We start from the raw sequence: 26,575 nt of genomic DNA, 5'->3' as shown, positions 1-26,575 counted from the left end.
AGCTACCTTTTACAAACAACACTTTTACAAGCGACTAAAGTCGGACGTTATTTACGGTGCGTCGGGCTTGTGGCCTGTCTGCACGGTGCCGTTTTCTTCCAGCTCGGTTCCTTCCGGGAAGACAACGGGCGTTTGCTCATCCTGACGGACTTCGGCAAACGGTTCACCCATACGGGTCACACTCATGGTATTAAGATGTGCGGCAAACTGAAGGTCGCCTGCGGTAAACAGGTTAATCACGGTTGAGCCCAGCTTGAAGCGACCCATTTCCTCGCCTTTCGCCAACACGACTGCGCCTTCTTCGCCCGCCTGCGGGTAAGTCCAACGCTTGATGATGCCTTCGCGCGGTGGCGTTACCACGCCTGCCCACACGGTTTCGATACTGCCGACAATGGTCGCACCGACCAGAATCTGTGCCAACGGACCAAACTCAGTATCAAACAGGCAAATGACACGTTCGTTACGAGCAAACAGATTCGGCACATTATCTGCCGTCAGCAGGTTGACGGAGAACAGGTCGCCCGGGACATAAATCATTTCACGCAGCACACCGTCACACGGCATGTGGAGGCGGTGATAATCACGCGGTGAAAGATAAATGGTGGCAAACAGGCCGTCGCGGAACAGATCGGCCATCACATAGTTGCCAGCCAGCAGCGCTTCCAGCGTGTAGTCGTGATTTTTCGCCTGAATCAGCTTGCCGTCGGTAATCGGACCAAACTGTGACAGTACGCCGTCTGCGGGCTGCACCAGACGATGCGCATGCGGATCGACAGGGCGAATACCAGGACGCAGCGGGCGAACGAAAAATTCGTTAAACGTGCGGTAGGATGCAGTATCCGGTTGCTGTGCTTCCTGCATGTTGACGTGGTATTGACGGACAAACAGATCGATCACCAGTTTGGTGAGTTTTCCCGCACGCTTATTTGCTCCCCAGCCCGCTAAGCGGGTCAGCCAGATCTTGGGAAGCCAATACTGTAATTTGATTTTGAGATTATCCAGCACAGTGAGCCTCTTGGGTTAATAGTGCGCCATAAAACAAGCTGTCTGGGGAACACGCTGACGCCGCCAGCGGTAACCCAGAAAGAGAGTAAGCGGATTCACTTACCCTCAAAGGGGGCGCATTGTAACGATGGTCATGATAAATGTCAGTTATCTGTATCCGAAAAGCCTTTACGCGTTTTTACTTGCGCCATGCTTTCCAGAATCCGGTGATAGTTATCAAAGCGCTCTTTAGCAATATCTCCGCGCTCACGTGCGGCATTAATCGCACAGCCCGGATCGTTTTCATGTTTACAATCGCGGAACTTACATGAGCCGATGTATTCACGTAACTCAATGAAACCACTGGTAACTTGTTCAGGTTCCAGATGCCACAGACCAAATTCGCGCACGCCCGGTGAGTCGATCACGTCGCCGCCGTGCGGGAAGTGATAAAGCCGAGAGGCGGTGGTGGTGTGTTGCCCCAACCCTGAGTTATCAGAAACCTCATTGACCAGAATGCGTTCTTCACCCAGTGCGAGCAGCGCATTAAGCAGGCTGGATTTCCCTACGCCTGATTGTCCGGCGAAAATACTGATTCGGTCGGTGAGCGCCTGCTCCAGTTCGGAAATACCTTGTTGGGTATGGCTGGAAACCATCAACACGCGATACTTGAGCGCGCGATAAATATCCATCGATTTATCAACTAACTGGCGGGATTTGTCATCCAGCAAGTCAATTTTGTTCAGCACGATCAGCGGTTCGACCTCCAGCGTTTCGCAGGCGACCAGATAGCGATCGATAATGTTCAGCGACAGTTCTGGCAAGATCGCTGAAACGATCACGATCTGATCGATATTGGCGGCGATCGGTTTAATGCCATCGTAATAGTCAGGGCGTGTCAGTACGGAATGACGAGGGTGAACGGCTTCCACGATCCCGCTGATGCCTGCGAGCGATTCATGGCCGGGACGCCAGACGACGCGGTCGCCCGTTACCAACGATGAAATGGTCCGACGAATGTTGCAGCGGTGTACCACGCCATCGGTGGCTTCTACATCGGCATGCATGCCGAATCGGCTGATGATAATGCCTTCCTGCGCATCGCCCAGTTGGCTATCTTCCCATTCAACTTTGCTTTCCGTTTTTTTCAGGCGACGCTGGTGGTTGGCGCTAACCCGACGCTGCTGACCTTTCGACAGTTTCTTTTTGCTCACTGAGCCTCACTTAAGACGATTTATCGTTCGCGGCAGTGCGTTATCGCCCGCCGCGTTTTAACAGACTATACCCGTCATACTTCAAGCTGCATGTGCGTTGGCTTCCTCGCTCACCCCAGTCATTTACTGGTGTAAGCTCCTGAGGATTTACTGTGTCGCCGCCTTCCTGCAACTCGCATTATTTAGGGTGTATAATACACCCTATTTGATTTTAATTAACTGATACCACCTTGTCGGTATCAGCATTGAGATTGATACTGGTATCCTTGTATCGACGACAAGGCACAATGCAACAGGAACTCCCACGATGGTAGATGAAAATAACCTGATCTGGATCGATCTTGAGATGACCGGCCTGAACCCGGATCACGATCGCATCATTGAGATCGCAACCTTGGTTACGGATGCAAATCTGAACGTGTTGGCCGAAGGACCGGTATTGGCGGTGCATCAGTCGGACAGCCAACTGGCGCTGATGGATGACTGGAATGTGCGCACGCACGGTGCCAGCGGCTTGACGGATCGCGTCAAAGCCAGCACCGCGGATGAACGCGCCGCCGAGCTGGAAACGCTGGCGTTTCTACAAAAATGGGTACCGGCGGGTAAATCGCCGATCTGCGGCAACAGCATCGGTCAGGATCGCCGTTTCCTGTTCCGCTATATGCCAGAGCTGGAAGCCTACTTCCATTACCGCTATCTGGATGTCAGCACGCTCAAAGAGCTGGCGCGACGCTGGAAGCCGGAAATCATGGCGGGCTTTAAGAAGCAAGGCACACATCAGGCGATGGACGATATTCGTGAATCACTGGCGGAACTGGCCTATTACCGTGAGAATTTTCTGCGGCTGTAGATTAAGCAAGACGGGTAGGGCGTGATGTGCCGCGATTTTGCTGCTATTTACGCCATGATGTCGGTTTTATCAGCAGTCAGACAATTTTTCATTTTCGGGGGCTTGCGGTTAAACGGATTTCTCGTATAATGCGCACCCCATACCGATGAAGAATTTCAATTAAAGAACTTCAACATCGTATGTAGATTTCCCGAGCGGGAATAGCTCAGTTGGTAGAGCACGACCTTGCCAAGGTCGGGGTCGCGAGTTCGAGTCTCGTTTCCCGCTCCAAGTTTTCTCACTGTTTGTCACCATACAAGCCGTGTGCAGTAATAAGACGTAACGCCTGTTACTGTCTGTCCGATATGCGGGAATAGCTCAGTTGGTAGAGCACGACCTTGCCAAGGTCGGGGTCGCGAGTTCGAGTCTCGTTTCCCGCTCCAATCTTTTAGTCTCTCTTTTTGATTACATCACTACTTTCCTTACTGCGATAAAGCTTATTCAACTTTTTTCCGTTGTGCATCTTCCGTTGTACAGAAATAGATACCGATCGTACGCTACGTCGCATACCGGTCTTGTGGTATCCCCAATCTTCTACCCGATGAGCATTCTTGGCTGTACATTCGAGTTGCGCCTTGAACGTTGATATTATAGATAAATAATTTCATCAAATGCTTAGCTTGGTTATATTTATTCTGATATTTGTTTTTATTTTATTTTTGCGTCGATTTGATTTTGACGTAATATTGAAATTTGACTATGTTTATAACCAGAATGCATTTGTAAAAACACATCATTCAAAAACAAGCTGGTTGTTATTATCTTTTTTTGTTTTTTCTATTCTATTTTCTCTGGGAAATATCATTTAAATTTCATGAGGCATTCCAGTTATTTAATAACTAACGGATTTATTTAATAACTAACAGATTGTTATCATGGATCATATGGTTTCCCTGTAGATAAAAGAGGATAGAAAAAATGAATGCAATGAATCGTTCTATTTTACACGTTGTAGCAACGGCGGCTTTGGTGATGAGTGGATTTGCTCAGGCTGATGACATGGCAAAAGCACATACCGGAAAAGAACAACTTGAATTAAAACATGTTCATGCCGTCCTGCAAAATGGAACGCCTAGCCCGCAGCATGATGCAATGTGTGAGAAACAGCTAAATATGCCTGAATCAAAATATGTGGGCATGAAAGTGACAACAGAATATAACATTAATACCCAATCAATGATGATGTCAGCGAAGTCTATGTTCCCTTCACCTCACAGTACACAGCCAATGGAATTAACGGCGGATTTATCAGCCTTGGGTCTATCTGATAGCTATTCATTTGGTGCATTTAGCCCCAGTGTTTTACCTGATGCCAATATCCTTTTCTCTCTTGATAAAAAAATGAAAAACCCAGTAAGTACTTTCATGGTTATTAATAAAGGTGAAACTTACAATTGTGTTATTAGCAGCTCAATGCATGGGTTAAGTAAAGATGAAATGAAAAGCATTGAGATGAAGAAATAATAACTCTTTATTTTCTACCGTAAATTGCAGGCGATACCCTGCAATTTACGGCTATTCACACGCCCATGCTGCAACAACATTTTAGTGGGCAGACGTCAGCCGATCCGCAGGAATTTGGTGTGTGTATTACGCTGATTGCCGATGCGTTGCATATCGCCCAGCCTACTGCCAGCCGACATGTCGATCTGTTACGACAAGCGGGTTTCATTACGGTAAAACGCTACCAGAAATGGACGTACTGCCAGAGAAATGAAGCGGCGTTGGTGGATTACATTCAATGGCTGTCTGAAGAACTGTGTGGGAAAACCGAGGGCTAAAGAAAAATATTCTGCTTCTGGCTGCCTGCAATCACAAAAAACGCTCAAACTGACAGAAATTTAGCCAGCCTGCAAAATGCACTGGATTTCTTCCTACGCTTTGATTTTGAGAGCGGTAATGTCGCGTCATAGGCGTGCATGGTTTTTTTAACCGCATTGGTTGAGGTCATCTGAAACTGTGCCGACTCACTAAAATCACTTTCAATAGTGACAACAGAATATTGTCCTCTTTTACTCGATTGGCTGAAGCGAACGACGACCGAGTGCCCTAATATAACGGCTCCGTCTTTCTTATCATCCGAAAAATAAAAAATCGGCTCAATGGATCCATCCGCCAAACAAAAGGCCTTATAGCCTTGCAAAAGGGAAATCAGGCTCGCGCCTCTTCCGACTGAGAGACCGTTTCCTGCATTTTCATCGAGGTAAAAGTAGTGTTTAAAAACAATATTCAGTTTTTTATTATGGTGACCAACAACATAATCCTTCTCATAAAAATGAAAATCAGCCGGTTCGCCGACTAACTCATACCCTTGAGAAATCAGTTCTATCGGCGAAAAATCCTTAAGCCCCAATATAGTGGGATCCCGAATGGTCGATTCTTTTAAATACATCGCAAATAGAGTAAAGAAAGATATTTTTAACATTGTTGACCAACCACGTATTGTGCCTCTGAATGCGTATCCGCAGCATGATGACCTTCAGGAATCATCATGTTACCTGTTTGTATACGGATGTGATGGTATCATCTCTATTCAGGTGGCTGAAAATTAGTGTGCCACGACAGGTCAGTGTTACAGGTGAATAATCATTTTGAGTGCAAATCGAATCCCATCCCCGTCTCTCCCCGTGTTAAAGCTCCTCGCTCTTGCGACAGCCGCGTTTCTGACCTTACTGACTGAGATCATGCCAGCAGGGCTCCTCAGTTCGATCGCTACGGGTCTGGACGTTTCCGAAAGTTTGGCCGGTCAGTTCATCACTGCGTTTGCTCTGGGGGCGCTTTTATCCGCGATTCCCGCTACGGCGCTGACGCGAGGAATGCGACGCAAACCTCTGTTGCTTATAGCGATTAGCGGATTTGCCGTCGTTAATGCGGTGACCGCATTTTCGGACAACTACGTTTTATCACTGGCCGCCCGTTTTGTTGCTGGCCTGTTTGGCGGCGTAGTCTGGTCGATGCTTGCCGGATACGCATCCCGTATGGTTCCTCGTTGGTTACTTGGGCGTGCCATCGCTATTGTTGGTGCGGGTTCTACGGCTGCGTTGGTTCTCGGCGTACCGATTGGCGGCTTGCTCGGATCAGCGATCGGCTGGCAGGGCGCATTTGGATTAGTGTCGGTTATCGCGGTGCTCCTCGTCGTCTGGATCGCGATTTTTGCTCCTGATTTTCCGGGTGAATCGGCTGATCAGCGGCTATCGCTGCCTCAGGTTGCCTCCAAGCGTGGCGTCGGGGCGACGCTTGCATTGATCCTCACTTATATCGTCACGCACAATATTCTCTATATTTACATCGAACCTTTCCTCGTGGCTTCTGCCATGGGCGACTGGCTCAACGGAGTACTGTTCATTTTCGGGGCCGGTGCGGTTTTTGGCCTGGTGCTGTCTGGCATCATCGTTGATGGGAACCTCAAGCGTCTCGGTCCTGCTGAAGTGCTGTTATTCGCCGCGGCAACGCTACTTCTGGGCCTTTGGTCCGATGTACCGATCATTTTGGTTCTGGCCGTCTTTATGTGGGGAATGTCTTTCGGGGGATTTTCTGTCGTCACGCAAACGGCAATGACTCATCTCTCGTCTGATGCCGTGGACGTCGCACAGTCGATGTCTACTACATCATGGAACACCGCTGTTGCTGCTGGAGGCGTCATCGGCGGATTGCTCCTTAGCAGCGCAGGGCCGGGCGCATTTCCGTGGGTGATGATCGGGCTATTGACGCTGTCGCTCATCGTTGTAATTCTGGGCGTTAACCGCGCGCTGACGGCTGCTAAGCCCGCGCAGTCAGTCTCCACCAAAAGCGATTCCTTGATTTCGAGTAACGAGCATTTATGAAATATCGCCACTTCCTGTTTGACCTTGATGACACGCTGTTGGACTTCAAAGCCTCTGAGCGTCTTTCGTTTGTGCGCACGCTGACAAGCCTTGGCATCGATATTGAAAATACGACCCTGTTTGCAGACTACCAGCGCGAGAATTCCCAGCTATGGAGCGAGTTTGAGAAGGGGGGAATCACCAAAGATCTGCTGAAAGTAGAGCGATTCCGCCGCACGTTCTCCCTTCATGGCATTGATATCGACCCCAATAAAGCGAGCAGCCTCTATTTGGAATGCTTGCCTGAAACCGTGGTGCTGGTGGATGGCGCTGTTCAGATATGCGAAGCGCTTGCCGAGATCGGTGAGGTTGGCATTATTACCAACGGCATTGAGTATGTGCAGGCGAAGCGAGTAGCGAACTCGGGATTGGCAGATTGGCTCACGTTTGTTGCCACCTCTGAGTCTTGCGGATTCGCGAAGCCGGACGCGCGTTTCTTTGAGTTCTCGGCCAGCAAGTTCAGCACGTTTGAGAAAACCAAGGCGATCATCGTGGGAGACAGGCTTGATGCCGATATCCTGGGAGCGAATCTGTACGGCATAGACAGCTGTTGGTTCAATGCGAACGGAGCCGCCAACGATTCAGATATCGCACCAACCTACGAGGCAGCAACGCTATCGGATGTATTCACGCAGCTCAGCGCCAAGTCTTAAGCCGATATAAAGCTGTGCCGACGACAATCAATTCATTCGTATTCGGTTGTCGTCACTCTCCTCCATGAACTCAGTTCGCCGATCAATATTGCCTCGTTTCTCTCTGACCTTCTCCCGCCATCCTCTGCATCATTCGTAATGCATTTTTGTAACGTTTTGCCTTTTTTTGGTGCGCGTGTGCCTGTCAGAAGCTCGTGTTTACGGCGTTTTCACGGTGTCGGGAATCATGGCACGGCCTGTGCTTAGTCTTATATACCATCTTGTGTACAAGATGGAGCGACTCAGGCAATCGACCTGATCGGTTTTTTCAGGCTGGTGATGATCAGCTGTTGTTAGCTCACCGTTGAAGGGGAACACAATGAAAAATAACAATGACAAGATCGATCGTAAACGCAGGCAGTTAATGAAGTGGTCAGCGGTTAGCGCAGGGGCGTTGACGCTAAGCAGCTTGCTGCCGGGCATCGCTTTAGCCGCAGAAGGTGAGGAGATCCGCATTGGTTACTGGCCGATTGTTGGCGGCTTGCCTTTATATGTGGGCGTTGAACGCGGCTTTTTCAAAGAGGCGGGATTGAATGTTCGCGCCGTGAAATTCGCCAGCCCACAACAGATTGTCGAGGGAATGATTACGGGGCGTATACACGGTTGCGCCAATGGTACGGCCACTGGCGCGTTGGGATTAGGGGAGATTACGTCCCCCGGCCTGTTCAAGATCATTTGCTCAAACCCTTCTAACCATCGGATGGTGTTGGATGAATTTCTGGTGCCGCTAAACAGTGACGTAAAAAGTATCGCAGAGCTGAGGGGCAAGCGTATCGCCTGTGGGCCGGGTATTCAGAATGTGGTCATGACCAAAATCATTCTGGAGAAAAATGGTTTTACGGCGGATGAGCTGCGTGTGACGGAATTACCCGTTGGGCAACATGTGGCGGCGCTGGCCGCTGGTCAGATTGACGGTGTTTATACTCTGGAACCCACGGGGACGGTCGGGCGGCTGAAAGGGCTGTCGCGTACGTTGGAGACGGGAGTGATCTCACGCTATGTGCTCGGTAACCCAGATGCACCGTGGTTTGGCGGTGCGGCGGCGTTAAATAGCGGTTTTATCGAAAGCCGTGCTGCTGAGGCGAAGACCTTCACGCAGGCTTATGCCAAATCGGTGCAGTTTATTCAGCAGAACCCTGAGGCCGCTCGCGAAAATATTACCGGTTACACCAGTATTGAAGCCGAGCTGAGTAAAGAGGTGCCTTTGCCAGGGTTCGTCATGTACGACGAGCTAAAAGGCGACAATCTGGCGTGGTTCCAGAAGTTTTATGACGTGTTCACCGAAAGAAAAATCTTCCGGCAGCCGGTGGATGTTAGCCGCCTGATTTATCAGCCTTAAGGGAGGTACGCGATTATGCGTGAGCATTGGACGTCTAAATTACTACCCGCTGTCGGCCCGATTCTGCTGTTTCTCTTCTGGCAATTGGCGGTCAGCGCGAAATGGTTGAATCCCATTTTATTACCTTCGCCGGTCGATACGTTGAGCTATATGTTCCAGTCTTTTGCGGATGTCAGCATGCGTACGGATATCGGCGCGACGCTATACCGTACGCTCGCCGCATTTGGTTTTGCTGCACTGATTGGCGTGCCGTTGGGCGTTATTCTGGGCAGCAATGAAAAGATTTACCGCAGTCTGGAGTTTCTGATCGATTTCTTCCGCTCTACGCCATCGTCAGCGTTGATTCCGCTATTTTTGCTGATTTTCGGGATAACTGACGCGAATAAAATTGCCATTTCAGCTTTTGCAGCCGTGCTGGTGATTCTGTTCAACAGCGCTTATGGCGTGATGAATGCCAAGAAAACTCGTCTGATGGCGGCACAGGTGATGGGGATCTCCCGCTGGCATATTTTTAAAGACATCATGCTGCTGGAAAGTCTGGCACAAACCTTTGTCGGCCTGCGTACCGGTGTGTCGATGGCGTTGGTGATCGTGATTGTCGCGGAGATGTTTATCGGTTCCGAAACGGGGTTGGGGCACCGCATCATTGATGCTCAGCAGGTGTTCAATATTCGGGATATGTACGCTTCTATCCTGATTACTGGCGCACTGGGATATCTGCTTAACGTACTGTTTTTAGTCGCAGAAAAACGAATTGTTCACTGGAGTGGCAAAGCATGATGACACCTCGTACCGCACAAGTGGAAAAGCCGGATACGCCGCTGCCGCCTTATCCGGCACCGAACACTCACGTGACCATCCGCGGCTTGAACAAGTCGTTTGCGGGTCAGCCGCTTTATACCGACCTGAATCTGGATTTGCCGCGTGGCAAAATCGTGTCTATTTTCGGGCCGAATGGCTGCGGTAAGTCGACGCTGATGAACATGATTGCCGGGCTGATTCCCGTCGATAGCGGCGATATCTTGTTTGACGGCAAAACGCTGGCGGAAACCAGAATTGGGTACGTCTTTCAAAACTATCGTGATGCGCTTTTCCCTTGGATGAGCGCCTGGAAAAACATTGCTTACCCGCTGGTGCGCAGTGGAATGCGCAAACAGGATGTTCAGACGCGCATGGATGAACTGATTGCGATGTTTGATATTCGTTTCGACCTTCAGCGCTACCCGTATGAATTGTCGGGCGGACAGCAGCAGACTGTGTGTATCATGCGGGCGCTAGCGACGGGGCCGGAGGTCATGTTTCTGGATGAACCGTTCTCGGCGCTGGATTTTGAAATGACGCTGTTCATCCGCGACAAGCTGCAAGAGGTTCAGTTGGCAACCGGCGTGACGATGGTCATCGTGTCACACGATTTGGAGGATGCGGTGTTTCTGGCGGACGAAATCCTGCTGCTGACGCGTCGACCAACGACGGTGTCGGAGATTGTTCCTTTCGATTTAGTGCGTCCACGCGGGGCGGAGGCGATGAGCGATCCAGAGTTTATTCGCGTCAAGGCGCATACGCTGGAAGTATTCAAACGCGAAATGGCCGTATAGAGAACGCCGAGCTGGTTTTCTGTCTCCCAAACGGCAATGGGCTTGGGAGACAGACCGCGAACATTCATTCTTCACTCAGCGAACGCGGTACGTGTTCTTTTCTTAATACGCTTTGTATGCCGACAAACAACACGCCGATGAGTAGCAATATAGCGATGAGGCCATCGTAACCGTAAAACGTCATCGCTGCGCCGGAGAACAGTGGCCCAGTGATACTGCCCGCAGACCACACCAGCCCCAGCAGGGAATTCATCACAATCAGCCGCTGACCAGCAAATCGCTGACCCGCCCGAACCAGAGATAACGTGTAAAGCCCGCCCGCTGCCGCACCTAGCGCGATGCAGGCCGGTGCCAGCAGTGAGGGCGAGGAAAACGAGAAGGCGGTACTTATCAGCATCACACAGAAAAGGACGCCGCAGCCGATGTGGGTCTTTATTATGCCGCATTTGTCCGCCAGCCAGCCTATCGGCATTTGAAATAAGGCATCACCGAGAAAGATGAGTGTGACCAATAAGATCGCGGATTTTTCGTCCAGCCCCTGCGCCATGCCGTAGAGCGGAAAGAGCGACAATATGCTGGCGTCAAAGAAGGAGAAGCAGAGTACGCCAGAAGCCATAGCGGGTAGAAAAGGGATAAAGTCCCGATAAGACGCCGAGGACTGTTCATCGGCTCGAACCATGCTGGCGCAATTCCTCAGCATAAGCGCACAGACGCCACATATGCCGCAAATCAGCCATAGCGCATGGGTTTGAATAGTCTCACCCGCGGCAATAAGCAGCGGCCCTATCAACTGACACCCCGTGAAAACGGAGGCATACAGCCCCGTCAGCGTCGCTTTATGTTTGTCTGACGCCCGGCTGGTGACCCAGGTTTCTCCCAGTACCACAAGGATTCCCGAGGCGAGCCCGGTTAACAGACGGGGTAAAATGAGCGAGACAGGATGCGCCAGCAGGAATGAGGCAACGGTGGATGCTGCCAGGACAATCAGGCTGCCGCATAACAGATATCTGGCGTGCAGGTGACGGCTGAGCCACGGCGTAACGAAGGATGAGAGCATCATTCCCGCCGCCGGGAGGGCAGCCAGAATACCCAGCGTCGTCGTGCTGTACCCGTGCTCGGCCAGCTTCAGACTGATCAGCGGCAGTGTGTATCCAGTGACTAACCCCACGAGGGAGGCGGCAATAATCATATTCAGTGTCGTGAAGTTGGATTCACGGGAATGTGCAGTCATTGTGCTTCCAGTACGCGTGTTAACAAGGGGCTTCAACGCCAGAAAGGCAGGTGGAAACCTCCTGCATTAGCCAAGTGTGAAATCGTGCATATTTTTCATTTTGCTCGAGGGGGACGGGCGATAACAAGTAATAAGCAGAGCCGTCCCGCGCGAATCCATACGGTGCATGCAATTGTCCGCTCCCAATCTCGTCTTGCACCATAAGGAAAGACGCCATTGCCATGCCTAACCCTGAAACCGCAGCCTGAATGCACAGATAAAAATGCTCATAGTCAGCTCTGGTGCTGCCTTTGAGGGAGACGTGTGTCTGTCGCTGCCACGTCGCCCACGCTCTTGGTCGCGTTCCGGTGTAGAGCAAACGCGTCCCCTCCAGACTGTCCTTGCGCTCGGCTTTGTTGCGGCTTACTGGCCCCATCCATTCGTCACATACCTTTACCCCATGCGTTTGCGGCTCCCAGTGAAAATCGTCACGCCGCAGAGCGAGGTCCACGCCGCTACGCACGAAATCAATCGGCCCGCCCGCTGCGACCAGATGAAGTTTGATATCGGGATTTGCCTGATTAAAAGCAGGCAGTCGCGGAATCAGCCATTTCATGGCAATCGTGGGTTCGCATGACAGCGTCAGTACCTCATCCTGCGCACCTTGCTGTAGGCGATATACCGCGCCTTCAAGCTGCTCGAAGACGGACTGTGTGACCGTGTGCAAAGAGCGGCCTGCCGCGTTCAAAAAGATCGCTCGATTGCGTCGTTCAAACAGCTCAACCCCCAGAGCGTCTTCCAGCAATCTAATTTGTCTGCTGACGGCACCGTGCGTGACATGCAGGGACTCGGCGGCTTTAACAAAGCTACCTGTTTGTGCGGCTGCTTCAAAGAAGCGAAAAGAGGCTAACGAGGGAAGTTTCATATACACGATGAAATTTGACAGATTTACACCAAGATAAATCGCTTTTTTGACACATGCAAACGCTGAATAATCACACCGTCTTCAAGCAAGAAGACGCGTAATGGCCTAAATAGTGAGGCGATATTGTGTGAATAGCGCGGTTGATAGCCGAATGGCAACAGTAGTCGCTGTATTTCTCTTCTAATCCACCTACTACCCATCTGTGCAAAATCATCGTGAAAGATGATGGCTTGCCGAACAAGGAAAACGTTAATGAATGAGTTAATTGCCGTCGCGACGATCACTATTTTGGCGGTTATCAGTCCAGGGCCAGATTTTGCGATGGTCACCAGAAACAGCTATGCGTTTGGTTCGCGTACCGGGTTACTCAGTGCGTTTGGCATTGCCTGCGGCGTCCAAATCCATGTGATGTATACCGTTTTTGGCATCGCGGTATTCATTGTTAACTCCCCAATGATTTTTATGGCGATGAAGATTCTGGGGGCGTCATATCTGATTTATCTGGGATATCAATCATTAACCAATACGACAAAAATAAAATTAGAGGAGGCATCCGGTCATGCACCGTCATCACTGGCTGCGTTCCGTATGGACTTTCTCACCAATGCACTTAACCCGAAAACGATGCTGTTTGTCGTCGCCACCTATACTCAGGTCGTGCAGCCCGGCAGCCCAATGAGCCATAATTTTGGCTACGGGTTATTCATGTCGGTGGCGCACTGGGTCTGGTTCAGTATTGTTGCGCTGTTTTTTGCCGCACCGGCTATGCGTCGTCGGCTGCTTGACCGCCAGCGTCTGGTCGATAAGGGTATCGGCGTTGCCCTTATTGCTTTAGGCGCTTCTCTGGTGTTTACCAAAATTACTCTCTGAGGGATAACGGCGGGAAATAAAACGGCCTGCAATAAACGCGACTTCTGCGTGCGATAGCCTGCGCATAAAGAAATGGAGGATCAGGCAAGAAAACAGTCGGAATGCTATACCTGTTTGCTGAGAGGATTTAGGAAAATAGTCTGTTTCTCGACATAACCTGTTTTTCAACTTGATCGGTTTCTCAACAGAAAAGGAAATAGCCATGCTTGTACACGCGTATGGAGCCCATGCGGGCGACAAACCTCTTGAGCCGTTGAAGATCGTCCGACGTGCGCCGGGCGCTCACGATGTTCAGATTGAGATTGCGTACTGCGGTATTTGCCATTCGGACCTGCATCAGGTGCGTGCTGAATGGGCTGGCACACAGTTTCCCTGCGTGCCTGGACATGAAATCGTTGGAAGGGTGTCCGCGGTAGGCCCACATGTTTCTGCGTTTAAGGCTGGCGATCTGGTCGGGATTGGCTGCATCGTGGACAGCTGTCGGCATTGCGAAGAATGCGATGAGGGTTTAGAGAACTACTGTGACGGGATGGTTGGCACCTATAACGGCCCGACAGCAGATGAGCCTGGATGGACGCTTGGCGGCTACTCTCAGCAAATCGTCGTGCATGAGCGCTATGTGCTGCGTGTCCGCCATTCTGAGGCGGATCTGGCTGCCGTTGCGCCTCTGCTGTGTGCAGGCATTACCACCTATTCACCGCTGCGGCACTGGAATGCAGGGCCGGGTAAGAAAGTTGGTGTTGTAGGGATCGGCGGGCTTGGTCACATGGGGATCAAACTGGCGCATGCGATGGGTGCCTATGTTGTTGCGTTCACCACGTCTGAATCCAAACGTGAAGATGCAAAAGCGCTGGGGGCAAACGAGGTCGTGGTGTCTCGCAATGCCGAGGAAATGGCGGCGCATGCAGGCAGCTTCGATTTAATCCTGAATACCGTGGCAGCTCCGCACGATCTGGATGCGTTTCTGGTTCTGCTGAAACGAGATGGTGCGCTGACGTTGGTCGGTGCGCCTGCGTCGCCGCATCCTTCTCCCAATGTGTTCAATCTGATCATGAAGCGTCGTACGGTGGCGGGATCGATGATTGGTGGCATTCCTGAAACGCAGGAGATGTTGGATTTCTGCGCCGAACACGGAATTGTTTCAGACATTGAGCTGATTCGCGCTGACGAAATCAATGAAGCCTACGAGCGGATGCTCAAAGGCGATGTGAAATATCGCTTCGTCATTGATAACGCCACGCTGAGTGCCTGATTAGCCTGTGTCCCACAGCACCGACTTCCCGGTGCTGTGGGATTGTCACCGCGTGATTGAGCTGATTCTCTTTACACCCGCGAAAAACCAACCCATCGTAATGTCCTGTCATTAAAAAAACATGGATGCGGTACTATCCTTCAGTACTCTCCATTGTTGCATCAACGCGTTGATTTTCCTTCTCTATCACAACGAAAAGACCATTTAAAATGAGCGTTTATCTTGGTTTAGCTCTCCTGCGATCTTCGCTATATTTCACCGTAATGGAGTAGCGAGAAAGGCAAAAAATAGCGCGCTTCGTGCTACCTTTGGCGGTTGGTAAGCATCATCAATACTGTTTTCTGGGGCAAAGTTTCATCTGCGATAAAAAGGAAAAAGAGAAAAATGACGGATAGGCATGCAAACGAAACCGGGGTATCACCACAACACGAACTGCCTTTGCGGGATGAATCGCTTAAGGTCATCAGCGAATGGTTTGACGCGCTGGAGAAAAGAGTCGGTGTTGATAAGATCGTATCGCGCACCACGCTGCAAGCGGGTATCCATAACGATGTAGTATTGGATTATGCGCCGGGCCGGACGTCGATATCCTCTGAATCGAAAAGTGACGCTGACGGGCTGTCGCCCGGTAGCCGAAAAGGGGAATTGAGTGTGGCGCAGATCGAGGAAGATGTGGTTCCTGCGCTGACTCAGGCTATTGCCCAACGGGTTGAGAAACTCGCAGATACTGCGGTGATTGACTACCGATTTTGCTTCCGTGCTGTGCTTCCGGCGATCGAAGGTCGTCTGCTGGTCACGCTATTTACGTTCACCAACGAGGTGAAAAAACAGCAGCTACTTGAGTCTATTCACGCCTATATCGATCAGCATCTTACCCACGGCAATGCGCCGACTGAGACGCTGCAAACTTTCTTTCTGGCTCGCCACCTGCTTGATGTACAGCTTTTTCCCGCGCAGGATATCCACTGGATCATCACTCAGTTTGAACACATTCAGCAGCGAAATGCAGGGCATGCGGAATTGTCGGAGCATCGGCGCAGAATCGTCAGTGCGTTAAAAGAATGGGTCGATCAGCAGTTTTTGTTGCGCTATTGCGACGTGTCCCAGCCCGAATATTTTTTCGAACCGGAAATCTATACCCTCAAGCCCGGAATCGCATTGGATGTGCAGGATTCACAAACGCTTCACCCCGTTGAGTTAGTGCTCTATGCGGCAGTCATGATTCTGCGTTATGAACCTTCCTACAGTAAGTCTCAGGCGCTGGAATATCTGGATATCGCGAAGCAGTTGGGCTACCCGCGTGCAGTAAGCATGATGGAAGAGGGAAGCGGCACATTTGAACAAGAGCAGATCAACCTGAAGAATGAATGGGTGGAATGCGTGGCGAATGATGTGTTTTCTACCATCACGGTGCGTGTTCGTAAGGAAAGCGCCGAAGCGTACGAGCAGGCGCTGCTTTTCATCACACGTTTACTGACGCTCGGTTTTCCAAAGAGTTACAAGATTGTCCTGAAATCGTCTGCACGACAGTACCTTCCCATCAAAGGGCTGGCAAAATCGGATACCCATCGCTTTTTTGCTAACGCGTTGCAGTATGCATCGACCTATCCGCTTCTTGAGGATTATGCTCGTGCTGCGATTGAGAAATTTGAATGGTACGCCGATTCGGAAGGCGAGAAGTGCAGCATGCCGGGAAGCTATGCGGTGTTTGGGCTAGGTCTGACCGATGCAGGATATTTTCCGCTGGTAAAAGATTATATGGAAAGCGTGGATGACGAGCACCAATCGGTACACGGTGGCTTCATCCGTGCGTTTTTCGATAAGCATAGCGTGACGGCACAGAACGTGGTGACACTGGTTGCCTGTCTGAGCCACGCGCCGGAAAGCCTAAAGTTGAACATGTCGCCCGCATTAGAAGATGATGCCTTGTTTGAACAACTGGTCGAAGAGGTGCGGAAGCGAGAACCTGCGGTGATAGAACATATCTTGTATCTCATCTGGGGCAATGCCAAAAAGCTCGCCGCACTGGCGAAAAAATTGGAAGCGAAGCGCGGCGCGTTATTAACGTCGCTTATTCAGGCTTCGGCCGAATCTTAAATGTAATGACGACAATATTGGAGTGAGGCGCAGGTGCCTCACCCCGTAAAGGAACGTGCTTATGACCGCTATTCTGCTGCTGGACTCGCGTGCTGATGAAATCGGCTCCATCTTAAATCATGGAGCACCGGAGCTTGAACTGGTGCTGTCAAACGGTACGGCAGAGCAGGCCGCGAGTTGTCCGATTTGGCTGGGCGAACCTGACACCGCAGCAGCATTACTGGCTCAGGGTGCCAAACCAAAGTGGCTACAGTCTACTTGGGCAGGGTTCAAGCCGCTGTTGGCTGATGGGTTACCGCGCGATTATCGTTTAAGCCGCGCTGTTGGCGTGTTTGGGCAACCGATAGCCGAATATGTGATTGCCTATATGCTCAGACATGAACTGCGTCTGGGGGAGCGGCAAATCAGTCAGGAAGAACGGCGCTGGGATCATCGCCTGCCGGGGTCGCTGGCGGATAAAAACGTGCTGATTGTGGGTGCGGGAGAGATCGGCTGTGAAGTCGCCGGTTTTCTACGGCCTTTTGGCGTCGAGCTATACGGTATCGTCAGTACGCCAAGGCATCGGCCTGATTTTAAACGGATCATGAGCCTGGCGGAGTTACCAGCCGCAGTACCCGAAGCTGATTATGTCATCAATCTTCTGCCAGATACCGCGGCAACTACCGATATCTATGATGCTGATCTGTTTGCGGCCATGAAGCCTTCTGCACTGTTTATCAATGTCGGGCGCGGTAGCGCCGTGGTTGATGATGATTTGCAAGCTGCGCTGCGTGATGCGCAGATTGCGGGAGCGGTGCTGGATGTCTTCAGGCAAGAGCCGTTGCCGTATAGCCACCCGTTCTGGAAAACACCGAACCTGACGCTGACGGCACACATTGCCGGACCGATGGTCCCGGGGCTGATGGGAAGATTATTCCTGGATAATCACGCTCGCTTTCATGCTGATGATGCGCTGCGTGGAGAGGTGGATTTTAGTCGCGAGTATTAAATATATTATTAGTGTTGAATTAATTTTATTGATAATTATTTCGCAATGACTCTATTCTAAAGAATTCTGAAAAATAACCGTTAAGACTATATTGGGATTGCATAATGCAGTCCTAATGTAGCGGGTTCCAAGTGCTGCGTTCAGGGGAAACGCCCTTATTAGGCTGACTCACAGATAAGTGAATATTGAGAATAACCTATCGCGATATATCTATATTCGGTGGTTAGCATATTTTACGGTGTGCTGGTGGCCCAGTTCAGAAAGATGTTGGTGCAGGAGAAAAAATATTACTCATGTCACATTGAGTACATTTGCAGGGAAACCTTGTCGCACAGCATAAAATTATGACACACAGGAGCAAATGGTATTATGGATAGTATTTCTACATTTGGACCGCACACAGTGGCGCATTCAGGGCAAAGTAATCTAGCGATGAATAGCCAGACTCAACAACAGAATGTCGTGAATAATAAAGCCGTATTAACGGGAGAAACCAGTGAGCGTCAGGTTGTAGAGATAAGTCCGGAAGCGCTCTCTAAATTTCAGGCTGAAGTCGCAAAACAGAAGTTGGATGGTGTGACACCTGAGCAGCGTAGAACGACTGAAGGGGCGAGTGTTGTTCAACCTGGTGAAGAAGAACTGGCCAGACGCAGTCAATTAGCCTCTGCGGATATTAATATCGAGGAGTATATTGCTGGACATCATCGTATTCGTGAATCCGATGAGGCAATTCTCCATCGTATCGCTGTACAAGATCAAATGAATAAAACGTATGTATCCTTTCTTGATCAGCTTGCTGAAGAGCATCCTGATTTACAGGGGGCATTTTTCGGCTTTAGTGTAAATAAAGATGGAACGTTATTCGTGACGCAAGCTGATGGGTTGAACCGGGAACAAATGAATCGCTTGGAAAAGGCACTGAATGATTCTGAGGGAATGGTTACATTAGCCAATCAACTGGCGGATGCCCAGATTGCGGAATTTAATAGTCGCCTTGGACTAAAACCCAACGTAACGCTTAATCGAGATACCTATGGGCAAACCATCGATATGGGACTCGAGTTCTTAACCAGATACTTATCTAGCTTCGCGACTCATGATGGAGATGCTGGTGGGATCCATAAAAAAGCGATGGATAGCACGTGGGATAGTCAACTCTATAAATAGGTTATCGCATCTCCAGTGATGCTAAATGTAGAGGTCGACTCATCGTAGACCTCTACAGTACGAGCAATGAGAGCCGTTCACTCCAAAGCGTGGAACTCTTCACGTTGTTGGCACCAGATAGTGCCAAGCGATTATTTCTGGATAATGTCTCTCCGCTTTATAATGTCTCTCAGCTTTCATGCTGATAATCCGCTCTGTGGAGAGGTCAATTTTAATCGCGAGTATTAAATTATTATTTATGAAATTAAAATGAGTGAATTAATTGCTATTAATGATTGTTGCAATTCGATCATTTGGAGTGATTTCATTTTAAATGTTTTGTAAAAATTCATTGAGATTATGTAGTGTGTCGATGTAATACTACTCTCGCTCAAAATTCAGTATCTGTTAATTTATAAATAATAAGTCTGCTTTTTATTTGAGAATGCTCAAAAATAAGGAAATATTGGGATGAGATATCATCGTTTAAATTTATACCTCGCAGCAGCCGGATTGATGTTCTGCATGGGCTCTGCGCTTGCAGAAACCAGCGTTTCTGTTGAAGTGAAAGATATCGGGAAACTGCAAAAAAAAGGTACGGTTTCTCTCTTTAATGCACCAAATAATATTCAAGCGGATGCCGGGAGTTATTATAAATTCCACAAAGCCGAAAATGAGGGGGTTGTCGTTATTGCCCCTAATACATCAACGGCGCAGGCTGATGACAAAAATGCACAAAAAAAGTCGTTATCCAGCAGTCAGGCTATAGCCAATGACAGTTCATTTACCCCGCTGTGTCCAACGCTTGCAGTAAACTCAATTTATACGCTAGATGGGCTGCAAAGTGGGGGGAGCGCCTGCTATCATTTCGAAATCACCCAGCGTTCTAAAACAACCGCTTTCGCCGTAGGAATGAGTCCTGAAACCGATATTGCTCTCAGTTTGATGCGGGACGATGGCCAGAATAATGTGACGGCAATTAATTATTCTGATCAAGCGGGGAATGCTGATGAGGCTACGCTGAATTTAACACAACCGGGACACTACTATTGGTTTATGGAAGCCAAGACAGCGGATGGTTCTGGTTTTAATTTTGGCGCTATCGTTAATACGAATATAGATGCTTATGAGTTAAATGATATTCCTTCGCTGGCCTATCCTTTACCGGATGGTTTAAATCTAATTGGCGGTAATTCTGATAGCGATTCTGATGCGGATTACTACGCATTTACCGCAATACGTGGCCAACAGGTTTTTCTGCGTCTTGATGGCGTAGATAGCGGAACGAATAATAATTGGTTACTGGCGTCTTCTACTGACGGCGGAAATAACTGGACAACGCGTAATACAGCACAGGGATATAGCATTGTTCCCTCTCAGCCCAATGATAAAATTTTGGTGCGAGTGTTGCCGAATCCATCAAAATTACCAACAGTCTCTCAGGTTTACCGCTTGTCGCTAGGCTCCCGAATTGCTGCAGGTTCTATCTCTGTTGAGGGAGAAAGTAATGTTTTGCGTATCCCAAATGCGGCACCAACAGCTTTTGGATTTATGACGACACAAGCCTATCGCGATGTTACCTGGCGTGTACGTGCTGCCGATTCAACGGGAGTGGGTATTGCCAATATTAAAGCGAATCTTTATCTCGATCAGCGAGAAAGCAATGGTGAATTGGTGTTTGATGAAAGCAATCTTCATAGCATAACGACCAATGCAAACGGTGATGCTTCAGGGGTTGTGAAGTTGGATACCTGCCATGCTGATTATACGACGCAGTTCCAAGAGCACAGTCAAGGTTATATCAATACGTGGAGCACAACCTATGATGTCGGAGCATGGCGTGTTGAAATCCCTGCTCAGATAGGGTCCGGTGTTGGTGGGGATAATGTCACTCATGTCACCTTCGGACACATTTGTAAGCAGAACTTGTTGAAGAGCGTAAAATCCTGATACGCAAGCAAATGAAAGATCGGACCGCCTGACTTCAGGCGGTCTGGTTGCGGGGGCGGGCTTATGGCTTCGCCTTCATAGCTCTGGAGCCGATCGACACTGCACGTGTACGGCAATCTTTTTCAGTGAAAAGGGCTTGCTACGTTAGGTTGATTGGTACATAATGCTGACCGTTGAATCGTTACTTGGTAAATAGTGATACAATTCATTAGGTTACATGCGATTTAACAGGGTTAAATTAGTTTTAGTTTCAGCATGGTTTGTTTTTTGCTGAAAGTAAAAGATAATAAATCCGATTCTATGCGGGAATAGCTCAGTTGGTAGAGCACGACCTTGCCAAGGTCGGGGTCGCGAGTTCGAGTCTCGTTTCCCGCTCCAAAATTCTTCATCGTCTTCATTACTCTCCCTTTCTTAATCTGACATCCGGCTTTATCACTGTCTGCTATTTCGTTTAACCTCATTAACGTCGATATTTCCCCGCGCTAAATGGTACTTCTGTTAAACATCACCATTAACCTTCTGAAACCTGTGTGCTAACACTTTGGCTATCGTCACATTAAAACTATTAAAGTCTTCTGCTGTCATGGTCGTTAAGTCACTAGAGGCATTGTCATCTTTACTTGGCGCTTGTATCGATTGACGATGCCGTTATGGTCTGAAAATCGGGCAATGACGGAGAAAGCGCCTTAGGCGGCTTTTCCTAAAGCACAAACAGTAGGATAATTCGGTTCATGTGATGCTCTAGGGGATCAATAAGAGGCAAGGATGTCTGATGAAAGAGTAACGGATCTGATCTGTTTACAAAGCATTTCACACACCTACAGTACCGGTGCTTCTTCTCAATCGGTGCTTCATGATATTTCACTGTCCATTCCTGCTGGGCAAAGCTGCGCTATCGTTGGTGCATCGGGTTCTGGCAAAAGTACCTTGCTCAATATTATCGGTTTACTCGATCAGCCCGTTTCCGGGCGTTTACTGCTTGCCGGGAAAGATATGTCTCAGGCAAATGCCGATGAGCGCGCCATTCTGCGCAACCAGGTTATTGGTTTCGTCTTCCAAAGTTTTAATTTGCTGCCGCGTCTGGATGCGTTGGATAACGTCGCACTTCCCTTGACCTATCGTGGCGTGTCTCGGCAGGCCGCTCGCCAAGCCGCTCAAGTACAGCTGGCTCGTGTCGGCCTTGCTGAGCGAAGCCACCATCGGCCAGCCGACTTGTCTGGCGGCCAACGTCAGCGGGTCGCGATTGCACGCGCACTGATTGGCGAACCTGCACTTATTCTCGCGGATGAACCGACCGGCAACCTTGATAGCCAAACGGCTGATGACATCATCATGCTATTGCTGGCACTGAACCGTGAACAGGGTACGACGCTCGTGATGGTGACGCATGACGAAGGTATGGCTTGTCGTATGGCTCGGCGTATTCAGGTGCAAGATGGTCGAGTCCATGAGGTGAAGCATGTCTGACCCTCGTTTACGAATACAAGCGCGTCAGACCCAGCAATCCGACTATGGTCCTTCACTGCAACAGCGTCTGCTTGAGCCGTTGAACAGCCTCATTCTTCTAGGGCGGCGGGCGGTTCTGGCTCTGCTGGGGATCGCCGTGGGGTGCGGTTCTGTTGTCGCTTTACTCAACATTGGGCATAACGCGGAAGCTGAAGCCTTGGGGGTATTCAGGGGCATGGGCAGCGACCTTCTGGTCGCCACTATTCAGAATCGAGTAGGAAGTCATATTACCAGTTTGGCTCCCACTGACCTGGATATCCCCGCTTTGCGACGAAATCTGCCTGATATTAAGGCAGCAACTGCGTTAATTGTTACTTCCACTGAGGCGCGATTGCGTGGCCGTTCACTGAGTACCATGGTTGTGGGCAGTAGGGCTGAATTGTCTGAAGTATTAGGGTTGAAGCTAGCGCAAGGTCGCTACCTGAGTGATTTCGATGAGCAAAGTACTTACATCGTGCTGGGTGCGAATGTTGCAGCGCAATGGGCATCGCAAGGGGGCATGGCTACTTTAGGCGAGCGCGTGCAGGTGGGGGAATATTTGTTTGAGATTGTGGGAACTCTGCAACCGCAGGGACACAATCCTTTGGTTCCTGTCTCGGTTGATGACTCTATCCTGATGCCTATCTCAGGTATGCGCCGTATCATGCCAACGCCACAGATCGTCAGTGTGATTGCACGCAGCGGCAGTGGCACGCTGATGCAAACCGGCTCACGGTTAAAGGATTATTTGGCGCCTCTTATGCCGAAGCTGGATATCGATGTGCAAATCCCACAGCAGTTGCTGGAAGGAATGGCGCAGCAGTCGCGGATGTTTTCATGGTTGTTGGCCGGGCTGGGAGGGATTTCTCTGCTGGTAGGTGGAGTCGGGGTAATGAACGTCATGGTCATGAATGTGTCTGAGCGGCGTTGTGAAATCGGTGTTCGTATGGCGCTGGGCGCGCGACCGCGCGATATTGCCGGGCTGTTCTTACTGGAGGCTGTTGTGCTGTCCGCTTGTGGAGCCATGATTGGGGCGGTGTGTGGTGTCGTAGCGGCATGGCTGTTTGTCTTTTTTTCAGATTGGTCAGCGTTTTCGCTCTCGGCATTGTCACTTCCCCTTGGTATTGGCAGCTCACTGGCGATCGGCCTGTTTTTTGGGCTTAATCCTGCGATGACGGCGGCTAGGCTCGAACCTGTACAGGCGCTGCGCGATGCGTAAATCTATCCTGTGTTTACTCATTTTGTTTTCTGCTCGTGAAGGATATGCAGAAACGTCTTTGAATCCTTCTCAGGCGACGCGACAGGGGCAGCCAGCGGTTGTCACATCGCTGAATGCACAAACTATCGACCTCACGCTGAGCGATGCCATTTATCTAGGCTTACGTAACAATCGAGCGATCCGTAGCGCCTATCTGGATCGTATCGCGCAGAAATTTGATCTTCGGGTTGCGGAAGATCGTTTTACTCCCAAACTGTCGCTGACGGGCAGCTATCTTTCCAATCGTAATCAAAGCGATCGTTATCGGCAGGGCAATTTGACGCCGACATCGACATTGCTCACGTCTTATGGCACCCGTTTTAGCCTTGGCTGGACCTACCGCCACACGCAGGCTGATAGCGCCGGATTGTCGCGCAACGATGGTGCCAACCTCTCTGTGATTCAACCCTTGCTACGCGGTGCTGGTAAAGACGTCACTACCGCGCCGGTTCGTATTGCACAGCTGACTGAGCAACTGAATCGCCTTGCGCTAAAATCCACCGTTTCGCAGACCATTACGCAGACTATTGCCGCCTATCGGGAACTGCTCCGATCGCAAGAACAGCTGCAAATCGCTCGTGATGCATTAGCGCGTGCGCGACAACTGGTCGACGTCAACCGTGCGATGATTGACGCAGGCCGTATGGCTGAATTTGAAATTGTGCAGACAGAGGCTGAAGTTGCCACGCAGGAGCTGGCGTATGAAGAAGCCAGAAACCAGTTGGACATGGCGCGCCTTGCGTTGCTGCAACTACTGGCGTTGGATTTAAACTCTCTGATTGTGGCAACGGAATCCATGCAAGCACAGCGCGTTGATGTCAACGCTGCACAGGCGTTACAACAAGCTGAATCATCGCGACCTGCCTATCTGGCGCAAGTCATCGCTAACGAACAGGCGGCACTCGGGCTGGCGGTGGCTCGTAATGATCGCCTGTGGGATGTGTCGTTGATTGGGGGCGCGAGTCAGGTGCGCGACCGCGCAGCACAGAGCAACACCTCGCGAACTTGGGAAAATTATGTCGGCGTTCAGGTGGAGATCCCTATCGGTGATTTGAGTACGCGTCAGGCTGAGGTACAAGCGCGAGTCAATGTGCGTAACCAGCACATTCAGTTGGATGAAGTCAGGCAGCAGCTTGAGCGTGATGTTACCAATGCAGTGCGTGATATTGGTACGCGCTGGCGGCAGTTTGAGATCTCCCAGCGTGCGCGCGATTTATCACGCCGTAAGCTGGAAATTGAACGAGAAAAGCTCACTGTTGGGCGTTCCAGTAACTTTCAAGTGCTGAGCTTCGAGAACGATTTACGCAACGCTGAAAACGCTCGTCTTAATGCGCTTATCAGCTATCTCAATGCGCAGGCTGAATTGGATGAGACGCTGGGCACCACATTACAAAGCTGGGATATTGCACTCAATGATTAGGTATGACTTTCTGTCTCGCTTGCGTCGGCGTCACCTTATTATATTGTCGCTGATCGCGTCGTTTAGTGTACTCATTTGGCTGTTGACTGGGCTTTTGGGTGAGCAGAAAAACGTTCCTCAGGGGCAATGGCTGCCCGTCCAGAAGCAGTTACTGGAGAATCAATTAGGGTTGGTTGGCCGAATCCAGGCCGCGACGCAGACAACGCTGGCGGCTCCTTTTGAAGGCGTTATCCGTGAAGTGTTGGTGCGTGAGGGACAACGCGTCGAGCAAGGGCAAACGTTACTGGTTCTGGATCCTGGGCAAATTGAGATTCAGCTACGTCAGTCGCAGGCTGAAGTGCTCAAGACGCAGCGTGAGGTGCAATCGCTTAGGCAGTGGGAGCAAAGCGCTGAGGTATCACGTGCACGACGTGCGGTAAGCTCAGCGCAATCTACTTTTAGCAATACGCAAGCCAATCTGCGGGATACACAGGCGCTGTTTGAACGTGGCATCGTCGCGCGTATGGAAGTTGATACCTTAAAGCAGCAAATTCGCTCGCAGGAACAGGACTTAGCCGCGGCACAAGAGGATCTGCGAACGGTGCTGGCGCGCGGGAACGGTGAAGATCGCAAGATTGCGGAGATGGAGTTGACCAACGCACAGGTACGCTATCAGACGCTGGCTGCTCAGGTTGAACGACAGACCGTCAAGGCGCCGTTTAGCGGTTTTGTGGTGCGTCCGGCGACACCTGATAACGGCAAGCCTGTGGTCATCCAGCCCGGCTTGCTGGTTAGCCAAGGTGCGCCGCTGTTTGGTGTCATTGCGCAGGACCATTTTCAGGTGGCGACTCGGATAGAAGAGACTGACCTGCATCAATTGCAAGAAGGAATGGCGGTTAACGTGAGCGGGGATGGTTTTGCCGGACAAACGCTCACAGGAAAGGTTGCCGCGATTGATATGCAGGCCAATGCAACTGATATATCAGGCAGAGGTGCTTACTATGATGTGGTGGTGTCGCTTGATACACCGTTGGCGGGCTTAAAGCAAAACATTAGGCTGGGCATGAGCGCACGGCTGGCTATTATTGTCTATCGTAATGAGCAAGGTATCGCTGTACCTGCACAGGCTGTACATACCAGTGAGAAGGGCGATACCTATGTAATTTATCGTCCGGTTGCTGATGTCCCGCCAAAGAGAATCAATGTGACGCTGGGGAAATCGGTGGCACAGGGCGTGGAAATCTATGGGCTGGAAGCGGGTGAAGTGCTGATTCTCTAATTATCTGTTGATTGCAAATGACTAAACGGTGACGTTGGTATGAACATTGAAAATGGGGATAGAGCGGAAGGGCACGTGAATGAGTTGAAGAGAGACCTATTCACTCAAGTTACATAAATTCGATGCTAAAGTAGGTCGTT

Annotated in this window: 23 protein-coding genes and 3 tRNA genes; 21 read left to right on the top strand and 5 right to left on the bottom strand. The window is 50.2% G+C overall.

Features of this window, described 5'->3' with window-relative positions; translation table 11 throughout:
- Positions 1 to 51: 51 nt before the first annotated feature.
- Positions 52 to 1,005, bottom strand: a complete 954-nt coding sequence (asd, locus tag A0G03_RS18620) for an archaetidylserine decarboxylase (protein WP_048262608.1) — start codon at positions 1,003 to 1,005, stop codon at positions 52 to 54.
- 143 nt (positions 1,006 to 1,148) lie between these two features.
- Positions 1,149 to 2,198 (bottom strand): small ribosomal subunit biogenesis GTPase RsgA, encoded by a 1,050-nt coding sequence (gene rsgA, locus A0G03_RS18615; protein ID WP_048262607.1) that lies wholly within the window; start codon positions 2,196 to 2,198, stop codon positions 1,149 to 1,151.
- A gap of 307 nt (positions 2,199 to 2,505) precedes the next feature.
- On the opposite strand from rsgA, the gene orn reads away from it, so the two are divergent.
- The 5 genes from orn (at position 2,506) to A0G03_RS18585 (ending at position 4,868) form a co-directional block, all read left to right on the top strand.
- Entirely contained in the window at positions 2,506 to 3,048 is a 543-nt protein-coding gene (gene orn / locus A0G03_RS18610; protein ID WP_039308982.1) for an oligoribonuclease, read from the top strand.
- Between the two features lie 194 nt (positions 3,049 to 3,242).
- Positions 3,243 to 3,318 (top strand) — tRNA-Gly (locus A0G03_RS18605).
- Positions 3,319 to 3,394: 76 nt separating this feature from the next.
- A tRNA-Gly gene (locus tag A0G03_RS18600) sits at positions 3,395 to 3,470 on the top strand.
- 535 nt (positions 3,471 to 4,005) lie between these two features.
- Positions 4,006 to 4,551 carry a hypothetical protein gene (locus A0G03_RS18590; protein ID WP_048262605.1) on the top strand — a complete coding sequence of 182 codons (546 nt, stop codon included), beginning with the start codon at positions 4,006 to 4,008 and terminating at the stop codon, positions 4,549 to 4,551.
- A gap of 65 nt (positions 4,552 to 4,616) precedes the next feature.
- Positions 4,617 to 4,868: an ArsR/SmtB family transcription factor gene (locus A0G03_RS18585; protein ID WP_101749537.1), complete on the top strand. Its 252-nt coding sequence runs from the start codon at positions 4,617 to 4,619 to the stop codon at positions 4,866 to 4,868.
- Between the two features lie 44 nt (positions 4,869 to 4,912).
- Here the strand turns inward: A0G03_RS18585 and A0G03_RS18580 are convergent, their stop codons facing one another.
- Positions 4,913 to 5,512, bottom strand: coding sequence for a hypothetical protein (locus tag A0G03_RS18580; protein ID WP_048262601.1), 600 nt, complete (start codon positions 5,510 to 5,512; stop codon positions 4,913 to 4,915).
- Positions 5,513 to 5,714: 202 nt separating this feature from the next.
- On the opposite strand from A0G03_RS18580, the gene A0G03_RS18575 reads away from it, so the two are divergent.
- From A0G03_RS18575 to A0G03_RS18555, 5 genes are all read left to right on the top strand, one after another.
- Positions 5,715 to 6,911, top strand: a complete 1,197-nt coding sequence (locus tag A0G03_RS18575; RefSeq protein ID WP_262982884.1) for an MFS transporter — start codon at positions 5,715 to 5,717, stop codon at positions 6,909 to 6,911.
- Positions 6,908 to 7,603, top strand: coding sequence for a YjjG family noncanonical pyrimidine nucleotidase (locus tag A0G03_RS18570; RefSeq protein WP_048262598.1), 696 nt, complete (start codon positions 6,908 to 6,910; stop codon positions 7,601 to 7,603). The genes A0G03_RS18575 and A0G03_RS18570 overlap by 4 nt, the downstream gene beginning before the upstream one ends.
- Before the next feature lie 358 nt (positions 7,604 to 7,961).
- Entirely contained in the window at positions 7,962 to 8,981 is a 1,020-nt protein-coding gene (locus A0G03_RS18565; protein ID WP_048262596.1) for an ABC transporter substrate-binding protein, read from the top strand.
- Between the two features lie 15 nt (positions 8,982 to 8,996).
- Positions 8,997 to 9,761 carry an ABC transporter permease gene (locus tag A0G03_RS18560; protein ID WP_039305422.1) on the top strand — a complete coding sequence of 255 codons (765 nt, stop codon included), beginning with the start codon at positions 8,997 to 8,999 and terminating at the stop codon, positions 9,759 to 9,761.
- Positions 9,758 to 10,576, top strand: a complete 819-nt coding sequence (locus tag A0G03_RS18555; RefSeq protein ID WP_048262595.1) for an ABC transporter ATP-binding protein — start codon at positions 9,758 to 9,760, stop codon at positions 10,574 to 10,576. The genes A0G03_RS18560 and A0G03_RS18555 overlap by 4 nt, the downstream gene beginning before the upstream one ends.
- Positions 10,577 to 10,640: 64 nt before the next feature.
- Here the strand turns inward: A0G03_RS18555 and A0G03_RS18550 are convergent, their stop codons facing one another.
- Both A0G03_RS18550 and A0G03_RS18545 read right to left on the bottom strand, forming a co-directional pair.
- Positions 10,641 to 11,807 (bottom strand): MFS transporter, encoded by a 1,167-nt coding sequence (locus A0G03_RS18550; RefSeq protein WP_048262593.1) that lies wholly within the window; start codon positions 11,805 to 11,807, stop codon positions 10,641 to 10,643.
- A gap of 19 nt (positions 11,808 to 11,826) precedes the next feature.
- On the bottom strand, positions 11,827 to 12,711 hold the full coding sequence (locus tag A0G03_RS18545; RefSeq protein WP_048262592.1) for a LysR substrate-binding domain-containing protein: 885 nt from the start codon (positions 12,709 to 12,711) through the stop codon (positions 11,827 to 11,829).
- 252 nt (positions 12,712 to 12,963) lie between these two features.
- On the opposite strand from A0G03_RS18545, the gene A0G03_RS18540 reads away from it, so the two are divergent.
- From A0G03_RS18540 to A0G03_RS18490, 11 genes are all read left to right on the top strand, one after another.
- Positions 12,964 to 13,581 carry a LysE family translocator gene (locus A0G03_RS18540; protein WP_048262590.1) on the top strand — a complete coding sequence of 206 codons (618 nt, stop codon included), beginning with the start codon at positions 12,964 to 12,966 and terminating at the stop codon, positions 13,579 to 13,581.
- A gap of 202 nt (positions 13,582 to 13,783) precedes the next feature.
- Positions 13,784 to 14,833 carry an NAD(P)-dependent alcohol dehydrogenase gene (locus A0G03_RS18535; RefSeq protein WP_048262588.1) on the top strand — a complete coding sequence of 350 codons (1,050 nt, stop codon included), beginning with the start codon at positions 13,784 to 13,786 and terminating at the stop codon, positions 14,831 to 14,833.
- 384 nt (positions 14,834 to 15,217) lie between these two features.
- A complete protein-coding gene (locus tag A0G03_RS18530) occupies positions 15,218 to 16,930 on the top strand; it encodes a DUF6138 family protein (protein ID WP_048262586.1) in 1,713 nt (570 codons plus the stop codon).
- Positions 16,931 to 16,991: 61 nt separating this feature from the next.
- A complete protein-coding gene (locus tag A0G03_RS18525) occupies positions 16,992 to 17,918 on the top strand; it encodes a D-2-hydroxyacid dehydrogenase (RefSeq protein ID WP_048262584.1) in 927 nt (308 codons plus the stop codon).
- A 369-nt stretch (positions 17,919 to 18,287) separates the two neighbouring features.
- Complete coding sequence (locus tag A0G03_RS18520; RefSeq protein ID WP_048262582.1) at positions 18,288 to 19,085, top strand: hypothetical protein; 798 nt, start codon at positions 18,288 to 18,290, stop codon at positions 19,083 to 19,085.
- Between the two features lie 450 nt (positions 19,086 to 19,535).
- On the top strand, positions 19,536 to 21,014 hold the full coding sequence (locus A0G03_RS18515; RefSeq protein WP_048262580.1) for a hypothetical protein: 1,479 nt from the start codon (positions 19,536 to 19,538) through the stop codon (positions 21,012 to 21,014).
- Between the two features lie 302 nt (positions 21,015 to 21,316).
- Positions 21,317 to 21,392, top strand: a tRNA-Gly gene (locus tag A0G03_RS18510).
- 387 nt (positions 21,393 to 21,779) lie between these two features.
- Positions 21,780 to 22,481, top strand: a complete 702-nt coding sequence (locus A0G03_RS18505) for an ABC transporter ATP-binding protein (protein WP_048262577.1) — start codon at positions 21,780 to 21,782, stop codon at positions 22,479 to 22,481.
- A complete protein-coding gene (locus A0G03_RS18500) occupies positions 22,474 to 23,718 on the top strand; it encodes an ABC transporter permease (RefSeq protein ID WP_048262576.1) in 1,245 nt (414 codons plus the stop codon). Before A0G03_RS18505 ends, A0G03_RS18500 begins: the two co-directional genes overlap by 8 nt.
- Positions 23,711 to 25,177, top strand: a complete 1,467-nt coding sequence (locus A0G03_RS18495; protein ID WP_048262574.1) for a TolC family protein — start codon at positions 23,711 to 23,713, stop codon at positions 25,175 to 25,177. Before A0G03_RS18500 ends, A0G03_RS18495 begins: the two co-directional genes overlap by 8 nt.
- Positions 25,170 to 26,435: an HlyD family secretion protein gene (locus A0G03_RS18490; protein ID WP_048262571.1), complete on the top strand. Its 1,266-nt coding sequence runs from the start codon at positions 25,170 to 25,172 to the stop codon at positions 26,433 to 26,435. Before A0G03_RS18495 ends, A0G03_RS18490 begins: the two co-directional genes overlap by 8 nt.
- The last annotated feature ends 140 nt before the right edge of the window (positions 26,436 to 26,575 follow it).

Origin of the sequence: Pectobacterium peruviense, from assembly GCF_002847345.1 — a bacterium.
In the GTDB taxonomy this organism is placed as follows: domain Bacteria; phylum Pseudomonadota; class Gammaproteobacteria; order Enterobacterales; family Enterobacteriaceae; genus Pectobacterium; species Pectobacterium peruviense.
The sequence above is the reverse complement of the archived record's forward strand: the minus strand, read 5'-3'. Positions and strand labels throughout refer to the sequence as shown.